General features: G+C 46.9%; 4 protein-coding genes and 1 pseudogene. 3 read left to right on the forward strand and 2 right to left on the reverse strand.

Translation table 11 applies throughout. The annotated features are described in order from the left end of the window. Positions 1-346: 346 nt before the first annotated feature. Positions 347-1651: an NAD(P)/FAD-dependent oxidoreductase gene (locus tag EAE93_RS13950; protein ID WP_036815030.1), complete on the forward strand. Its 1305-nt coding sequence runs from the start codon at positions 347-349 to the stop codon at positions 1649-1651. Between the two features lie 86 nt (positions 1652-1737). Here EAE93_RS13950 and EAE93_RS13955 read toward each other — a convergent pair whose 3' ends face one another. Further along, a complete protein-coding gene (locus tag EAE93_RS13955; protein WP_036815033.1) occupies positions 1738-3414 on the reverse strand; it encodes a S8 family peptidase in 1677 nt (558 codons plus the stop codon). A gap of 270 nt (positions 3415-3684) precedes the next feature. Beyond that, positions 3685-3913 (reverse strand): annotated as a pseudogene (locus EAE93_RS13960) (IS30 family transposase); the annotation flags it as partial. An 815-nt stretch (positions 3914-4728) separates the two neighbouring features. Between EAE93_RS13960 and EAE93_RS13965 the strand changes: the two are divergent. Beyond that, positions 4729-6393: a ShlB/FhaC/HecB family hemolysin secretion/activation protein gene (locus EAE93_RS13965; protein ID WP_214039902.1), complete on the forward strand. Its 1665-nt coding sequence runs from the start codon at positions 4729-4731 to the stop codon at positions 6391-6393. A gap of 48 nt (positions 6394-6441) precedes the next feature. Then, a partial coding sequence (locus EAE93_RS13970) for a two-partner secretion domain-containing protein (RefSeq protein ID WP_214039903.1) occupies positions 6442-9385 on the forward strand: 2944 nt, incomplete at its 3' end.

Raw genomic sequence — 9385 nt, forward strand, 5'->3', positions numbered from 1 at the left:
ATATCCCGCTTTTTTGTATAAATAGTATTGTCGCATTCCTGAAATTTCTTTGATATCAGGTTTTTTTAAGATCTCTTTCTTAATTCATATTTTCTTTCTTACGTCAATAGAAACATGAGAAAAATAAGAGCTGAATCCAACCAACTGAAAATAAATTGACAAATTTTGTGATTGATGTTTATTTATTCAAAAGAATTTGATGTTGTTCAATTTTGGTATGACCTACTAACCAGTCATGATATTCTGTAATTATCACATCAGTTATTTGTATAAAACTAAATGTTATTTAAAGGTATTATTTTACTGCCCTTAAATAACATTTGGTTTACATTTTAGTGGAGTAGTCATGACAACACCAAAGAAGAGAATTGTTATCATTGGTGGAGGTGCCGGTGGTTTGGAACTGGCAACCAGTCTGGGGCATAAGTTGGGTCGCAAGAAGAAAGCAGAAATTGTGCTGGTGGATCGTAACCAAAGTCATTTATGGAAGCCGTTATTACATGAAGTGGCAACAGGCTCCCTTGACGATGGGGTTGATGCGTTGAGTTATCTGGCCCATGCCCGTAATCACTATTTCAGTTTCCAATTAGGGACGTTGACTGATATTCACCGCGATAGCAAAAAAATTACTTTGGCTGAGATCAGGGATGAATATAACGAAGTGCTGGTGCCTGAACGTGAATTGAGCTACGACATTCTGGTTATGGCCTTGGGCAGTACATCCAATGATTTTAATACACAGGGTGTGAAAGAGCATTGTATCTTCCTGGATAATCCACAACAGGCTCACCGTTTCCATAATGAAATGTTGAATCTGTTTCTTAAGTATTCTGCAAACTGTGGGCAGCAAGATAAGGTTAATATTGCTATCGTTGGCGGTGGTGCGACAGGTGTTGAGCTATCAGCGGAATTGCACAATGCGGTAAAACAGCTTAACAGTTATGGTTTTGAAGGGTTGAATTCAGAAGCGTTGAACGTGACGTTAGTCGAAGCAGGGGAGCGGATTTTGCCTGCATTGCCGGCGCGTATTTCTGCTGCGGCACATCAGGAACTCACAAAACTTGGCGTTCATGTATTAACCAAAACTATGGTGACCAGTGCTGATGAACGCGGGTTGAATACTAAAGAGGGTGAGCTAATTAAAGCTGATCTCATGGTATGGGCTGCCGGTATCAAAGCACCTGATTTTATGAAAGATATTGCGGGTCTTGAAACCAACCGGATTAACCAGCTAGTGGTGAAGCCAACGCTGCAAACGACACTTGATGATCATATTTTTGCCATTGGTGATTGTGCGTCATGCTCGAAGAAGGAAGGCGGTTTTGTTCCACCAAGGGCGCAGGCGGCTCATCAAATGGCTAGCTGCTGTTACAGTAATATTATTGCCTTGTTGCATGATAAATCGTTAAAAGAGTATACCTACAAAGATCATGGCTCATTGGTGTCATTGTCTAAATTCAGTACGGTGGGTAGTTTGATGGGCAATTTGATGCGTGGTTCAATGATGATAGAAGGGCGTGTAGCTCGCGCTGTCTATATCTCTTTATATCGTATGCATCAGGTAGCCTTACATGGATATATCAAAACTAGCTTGATGATGCTTGTTGGCGGTATAAACCGTGTAATTCGCCCTCGATTGAAACTGCATTAATGACTTAATTAATATAAGGCCCCCCGTAGAATAACGGGTGGCCCTGATAAAACACCACTACTTTAATCTGAAATCATTTACCTTAATTAAGAAAGCAAACGATCAACTAATTTGAAAGCATTTGCGACATTTGGTCGCGAGCCGATTCCTTGTAGTTCTCCTATTGTAAAACCGCTACTTCTAACCAGTGTTGCTATTTGAGTGCAGTTAAGATATTTATGATATTTTAATTTGGCATAGGACTGAATAAGTGCTAATGCCCCTGCGACTAAAGGTGTAGCACTGGATGTACCATTATAACCGCGAGTATAATTTCTATTATTTCCTGGTAGGTACTGTAAGTTTGTATATCCAGTAGTTGTGACATTCTCACCCCAGGAGTTTAAACTGGTGTGAAGATTATGATTGGAAAAGCCTAATCGGTGTCCATTAATTGATGTACAGGCACCGATCATAATACCACCAGGATCACCGTAATTAGGGAAAGTGAAGTCATAGGCTAAATTAATACCACTATTACCAGAAGCGAAAATAATGATAGCTCCTGCATCAGCACAACTTTTTATTCTTTGCCAATTAGATTTGAGGTAGGTAAAAGGATAATATCTATTATTGGCTACAGTTTGAATATTTAAACTAATAATATCTCCTGGTAAAAAGCTATATATTATTCTATCAAAATCATCGACGTCATAAAAACGGAATTGACATTCGTGAGCAATACCCGTCACACCGAATTCATTATCTTTTGCAGAAATACAGCCGGTGGCTGCTGTGCCATGATTACAATCTTGTGTTTCTGGGCGGCTGTTGATAACCGTAATATTACCAACTAAATCTTCATGGTTTCTATAAACGCCGAAATCAAGATGATGTACAGTGACGCCTTTGCCTTTATAACCTTCATCCCAAGCCTTTCTAATATTCATACCGTTGTGGTCGTCTAAATATCCCTGTAGATGTGAAAAATCAGGTGTAACGATATGAGTAGTATCAAATTCAGGAATTATCGTTTCCTCTTCGGACAGAAGTAAAGGCGGTGGTGGCAGTTCTTTCAAAATCGGAGTAAGAGAGCAAAATTCGACATAATCCAGTTCCTCTAGTTCATTGGCTAACTTGACTAAATCAGCATGACTAATATCAGCATCTATCTTGTAAAGATGAGTTAATTTACTGAATTCTGGTGTTTTCCAGGTTTTCCTATCTAAATCTTCTTGATTAAAAACAGGTTTTATCTCTATTGCGCTTTTATATGAATTAAAAATAGGTAATAAGTTATCTTTTTCTATTTCAAATTTTTTTAATCCATCAGGGGAAAACAGAATTTCAAGATTATATTTCAAATTCTTATTTGGGATATCATTATTTCCTTTTAAAGAGACGGTGTTACCTTTAGCAGGTGTTTGTTTCGGGAGGATATGGTTAATGTCAATATTATCAGTTTTGTTTTTATCTATCTCATCGATTTTCTTATTGATATCAAACAATAAATCTGATTCTTTTATTTCTATATTTTCTGGTGTAAGATTAGCAACTGTTTTACCATCCTGAACAAGGATGGTTTCTATCGTATAATTTGCGGGTTTTAGTGAAGTCAAGCAGGCGATTTGATTATCTTCACTATAACATTCATATATCTCTTTTGTATTTGAATTGGTTACGGTGTATTTTATTTCTGTATTGTTACTAATTTCACCGTGACATTTGAGATATAAATTACCATCAAATTTTGCAGATTGAAAGTACTCAAGGGATATGTTCATTATCATTCTCCTCTTTGGTTAATTGCCTCCTCAGTATAACTATAACTGGGTATTTCATATTATTATTATTTCTTAGTCCATTGTTCTGTTAGAGAGTAACTGGGCTATCTATACTGATTATTGCTGAATGTGATTTTAGAATTAATTTATAATCGCTTTGGTGAGGAAGTTATTTTCCTTAAAATAAAAAGTGGGTTTTTATTAAGGTGGATAAGTTTGAATAACCTTATTAATAGTATGTAATATATTTAAATAGTAAGTGCAACATTGTTACTCTGGAAGTAAACACATCCGTGTTCCTCTAAATAATTCATTATGTGTCTTCCCACCCCCGAGTTTTTCGGGGCGATTACTTAATCGGTTTACCACAAAATTTAATTTCTGCTCAGATATTTCATTAAAACTGGTTCCCTTTGGTGATTAACTCATTGATGTTTTCATTAGTCCCCCTTTCCCAAGGTGAATAAGGGTGAGAAAAGTAAATTTGCGACTCTAATTTAGTTCATGCTCTGCAAACTCCAAACATCGTATTACCTTCCCAATCGCCGATACGTTCAACTCTCCAATTACGGAGAATGACGCTAACAAATCATGTTGTTTATCCCAATATAATTATGGAGGTTTTAGGTTAAATGATCTTCTGGCAGAGCGAGCAGCCGATAAAAAGTAAGATTGGCATGGATACATCCTCACTGGAGATCTTTGTCTCATTAGGATTCATGATTTTTTCCAATCTGTGAGTTGATTACGGAGCAGTAGCACGGGATTTATTTTTATCTGATAGAGTTTATTTAACCAAAATCGATATGGGCAGCTCAACTAGACATCAAGTCCGGTAATAGAGAAATTAGCTGTGTAATCACCACCAATACCTGCTGTCTGATAGTTATCTCCCAATCCGCAATAGCGTAGCACCTGTTTTGCCAACTGAGCTAAAAGTCATCATCCAATCTAATCATAAAAGGTCATTACTTATCACAAATTAAAAATAACTGTCACAGTTCAAGTAATTCAATGCTGAAATCAATCATAATAAATGTGATTCGTATCACATTTTAAAAATAAAACAATAAAATTAATTTGAAATTATTAATGCTGGTTATTAAATGATTAATATTAATCTATTTTTTACACAATGCTGTTACAAAATAATCACATTGGCCTGTTTTTTGCTTTGTCATATAACCTCTTGTTTTTGCTGCTATCTTAACCAATCCCCTATTTTAGTTGCCCGGTTGATAATCAACCCTAAATATTGATCGTTAAGTTAAATTCGTGGTTAATGCTGTTTCGACATTGTGGAATAGAAAGTCAATGAAAAGCAGTATTTTGGTATTAACGGTCTTTTGTAGCGTAGTCTCAGACAGTCAAGCCGCCGACATCGCAGATCAACAACTCATTCATCAACAGGCCCGTCAGCAAGCGCTGGAAGCGCAATTAGCCCCGCCGCCTGCGGAAGTTCATCTGTCGGTACCGGAAACCGGGGAGTCAGCCGCCTTTGCGGTGGAAACCCCCTGTTTTCCTGTCACTCATGTGGTATTGGCAGGCACCGAAAATTTCCCGCACTGGCTACCGCTCCGGCGTGTCGCTCAACAGGGCGAAAACCATTGCCTGGGCGATAAAGGCATTAGTCGGCTGATAACCCAATTGCAAGATCAGCTCATTAATCACGGCTATGTCACCAGCCGGGTTCTGGCTCCTCCCCAGGATTTGCGTACCCAAACCTTAAAACTGGTGATGATACCGGGCAACATCCGGCATATCCGCTATACCCCAGACAGCGGGAACTATATCCAGCGGATAACTCCCTTTCCCGCGCGTGAAGGCAAACTGTTGGATTTACGGGATATCGAGCAGGGATTGGAAAACTTGCAACGTTTCCCGACCGTGCAGGCGGAGATGAACATTGTTCCGGCAGCGCAGCCGGGGGAGAGCGATATTGTGCTGGACTGGCGTCAGTCCCGGCACTGGCGAATCGCCACGTATCTGGATGATACCGGCTCCAAGAGCACCGGACGTTATCAGGGCGGTTTAACCTTCTTTCTGGATAACCCGCTGGCGCTCAGCGATCTGTTCTATCTCTCCGAGGGACGCGATATTCACTCATCTGCCGGGAAAGGCAGCCAGAACGACACGCTCTATTACTCCCTGCCTTTCGGCTACTGGATGGCGAGCGTGACGGCCAGTCATTACGATTATACCCAGACGATAGCCGGGCTGAATCAGGCGATCCAATACCGGGGCAAAAGCCAAAACCTGGCGGTCCAGCTTAGCCGGGTGCTACATCGTAACGCCGACCAGAAAACCGGGCTTAACGGTGAAATTTATCGTCGGACTTCGCGCAATTTTATTGATAAGACCGAAGTTGATGTTCAGCGCCGGGAAACCGCGGGCTGGAAGCTGGGGCTGTCTCATCATCACTTTATCGGCAGCGCGACGCTGGATACCAAGGTGACTTACCAGCAGGGCATGCGCTGGTTTGGCGCGCAACCGGCGCCGGGAGAGTACCGCAATGAGGGGACCGCCTTGCCTAAAATCACCCAATTCTCGGCGACGCTGGCCGGGCCGTTAACGCTGTTTTCTCAGCCCTTTTCTTATCAAACCCAGTATCTGCGGCAGATAAGCGCCAGCCCATTGACGCCCCAGGATCGCTTCTCGATTGGCGGCCGCTGGACGGTGCGCGGCTTTGATGGCGAGTTGACCTTATCCGCCGATCGGGGCTGGTACAGCCGCAACGAACTGGACTGGCAAACCCCGCTGAAAGGGCAGTCGCTGTATCTGGCAATGGATTATGGCGAAGTGGGCGGCCGGGGCAGCGACGCGCTGCTCGGAAAACACCTGGCGGGGAGCGCCCTGGGCTGGCGCGGCAGCCTGAAAAAGGTGAGCTACGACCTGTTTGTCGGCGTCCCGCTGTCCAAACCCGCCGGTTTCCAAACTTCCCCCGTCACGGCCGGATTCAACCTGTATTGGCAGTATTAATTCAAATAACAAAACTGCCGGTGGGTAGTGTTGTGTGGAGCAAAAATCATGAACAAGCAGTTATATCGTATTATCTTTAATCAATCTCGCCAGCTGTGGATGGTGGTGGCCGAGATAGCGCGGGCCGGACGGGGAAGAGCCGGACGTCGCGCTCATCGCCCCTCTTCACCGCAGCGTCGTTGCCGACTCACCGCGCTACGGTTTGGGTTGTTATTCGCCCTTGGCGGAGTTTCGCTCACCGCGCAGGCGGCGATTGTGGCCGACGGACAGGCGCCGGGCCGTCAGCAGCCCACCATCATTCGCAGCGCCAACGGCACGCCGCAGGTCAATATCCAGACCCCCGGCGCCGACGGCGTTTCCCACAATACCTACCGTCAGTTTGACGTGGATAAACAGGGGGTTATCCTCAATAACAGCCATGAGGCCACCCAGACGCAACTGGGCGGTATGGTCGCGGGCAATCCGTGGCTAGCCAAAGGGGACGCCAGCGTTATTCTTAACGAAGTCAACAGTCGTGACCCCAGTCACCTTAATGGCTGGATTGAAGTGGCCGGGCATAAAGCCGAGGTGATTATTGCCAACCCAGCGGGTATCACCTGTAACGGTTGCGGTTTCATTAACGCGCATCGCACCACGCTCACCACCGGACAAGCGCTGATGGAGCGGGGCCGATTGAAAGGGTTTGATGTCAATCAGGGGGAAGTGCGGATTGACGGACACGGCATGGACAGCACACAGCAAAGTTACACCGATATTATCGCCCGCTCCGTGGCGATTAACGCCAAATTACATGCGCAAGACCTGAAAGTGACCGCCGGGCGCAATATTGTCGATGCGACGCGTCAGCAGATTAAGAAAAAATCGGTTGACGATGAAAATCACCCGGCGTTTGCGCTGGATGTGGCGGCGCTGGGCGGCATGTACGCCCATAAAATTAGGCTGATAGGCACCGAATCGGGGGTCGGCGTGCATAATGCCGGCAATATCGGCGCGTCTGCCGGCGAGGTCCATATCACCGCCGATGGCCGGATAGAGAACCGCGGCGCTATCAGCAGCCGGGATACGTTGCAATTAACCGCGTCTGCCGATGTCTCGAACACCGGCAAATTGCTGTCACAGTCGGCACTGACCTTGCGGGCTGGCGGCGCGTTAGATAATCAGGGCCGGGTGGAAGCCCGCGGCGATACCACCGTTACCGCCGACACGATACACAGCAGCCATGACAGTGTATGGGCCGCGGGGCTGGATGATAAAGGGCGTACCACTTTACCCGGCTCCCTGACCCTGACGGCCAAACAACACGTTCAGGCCAATGGCAAAAATCTGGCCGCCGATACGCTGGCTATCCACAGTCAACAGATTGACCTGAGCGACAGCCAGACGGCGGCTAGCCAGATTCAACTCACCGCCGGTCAATTGGGCATCAGTACCGCTCGCGCTACCGTCAACGTCGACCGTTTTATTGCGAAAACGCCGGGCCAGTTTAACAACGACGGCGGCCAGTTAGTGGCGCGGGAAATCCACCTCACAACCCCGGATTTATCTAATCAGCAGGGAAAAATTAACCAGACCGGGACCGGTGAACTGGCGCTCCATACCCGCGCCCTGAATAACCGTGAGGGGACAGTGTTCAATCAGGGGAAACTGACCCTCACCACAGACCGGCTTAATAACCGTCAGGGCACTATTGCCAGTCAGGGCGAGGACCTGCATCTGACCGCGCATCAGGCCGATAATACTCAGGGCACCGTGCAACTGGCGGGCAACGGTCAATTATCACTCAATACCCAACGGTGGCTGGGCAATCAGGGCAAACTGCTCACCAATGGCGCCCTGACGATACAGGCCGGTGAACTGCAACTCAACCACGCTGAAACTCAGGCCGGGCAGATAACCGTCAACGCCGACACCCTGAGCCATCAAGGCGGCATGATGCAACAACAGGGCAAAGACACCCTGTCCCTCACCACCCGGCGACTGGATAACCAAAGCGGCACCATTGCCGGTAACGGTAACCTGAACCTGAAGGCAACGACCGTCGATAATCGTCATGGCAACATTGTGGCCGCCGAAAAAGGCTCGCTGACACTGGCGGTCAAAGACACGCTGGACAATCAGTCGGGCCGGGTGTTAAGCGGCGGGCAGTTAACCCTGCGCACCGGCGATGTTGATAACACCGGCGGGATAATCGCCGCGGACGGTAAAACCACGCTGACCAGCGCCGAGCTCACTAATACTCAGGGACAGATTGCCGGCAATGGCGGGCTGGACATTCACAGTCAACAACTGATAAACCGCGAGGGGACCTTACAATCCGCCGACGCCCTGACTTTGGATACCGACGGGCAGTTACTGGATAACCAGCAGGGCCATATTCTCGGTGAGGGCAAGACGACCATCACCAGTGGCCCGCTGGACAATCGCCACGGTCATCTTCAAGGCGGACAGTTGGCTATCGATACCCGACACGCCGCGCTGGATAACCGGGACGGCAAATTGTTGTCGACAGAGACACTCAACCTGAAAACCCAGCGGCTTGACAATCGTCACGGTCAGGCGCAGGCGGTGGGCGACACCACCCTCAATGTTGACACCCAAACCGATAACACCGGCGGCCTTATCCGTGGCGGTCAGCAATTGACCCTGAACACCGCTCGCCTGATTAACCGGGAAACAAAGCAGACGGATAACGGGTTGGAAGCACAAAACCTGACGGTCAGCGCTCAACAGGTGGACAATACTCAGGGCGCTTTACGGGCAGCCAACCATCTGCAAGCTCAGGTGAGTCACACGCTGGAGAATGCTGAGGGGTTAATCTCCGCGGGCAAGCAGCTTACCGCAGGCGACGCGACCCGTCCTACGTCTCTGGTGATTAACAACCGGCAAGGCACCTTAATTGCCGGGGAACAGGCCACGATTAACGCACACTCTCTGAGCGGTGACGGCCAACTGTTATCGCAGGGCGATATGGCGGTCACTTTAACCGAGGATT

Origin of the sequence: Photorhabdus akhurstii (assembly GCF_018448925.1) — a bacterium.
Taxonomy (GTDB): domain Bacteria; phylum Pseudomonadota; class Gammaproteobacteria; order Enterobacterales; family Enterobacteriaceae; genus Photorhabdus; species Photorhabdus akhurstii.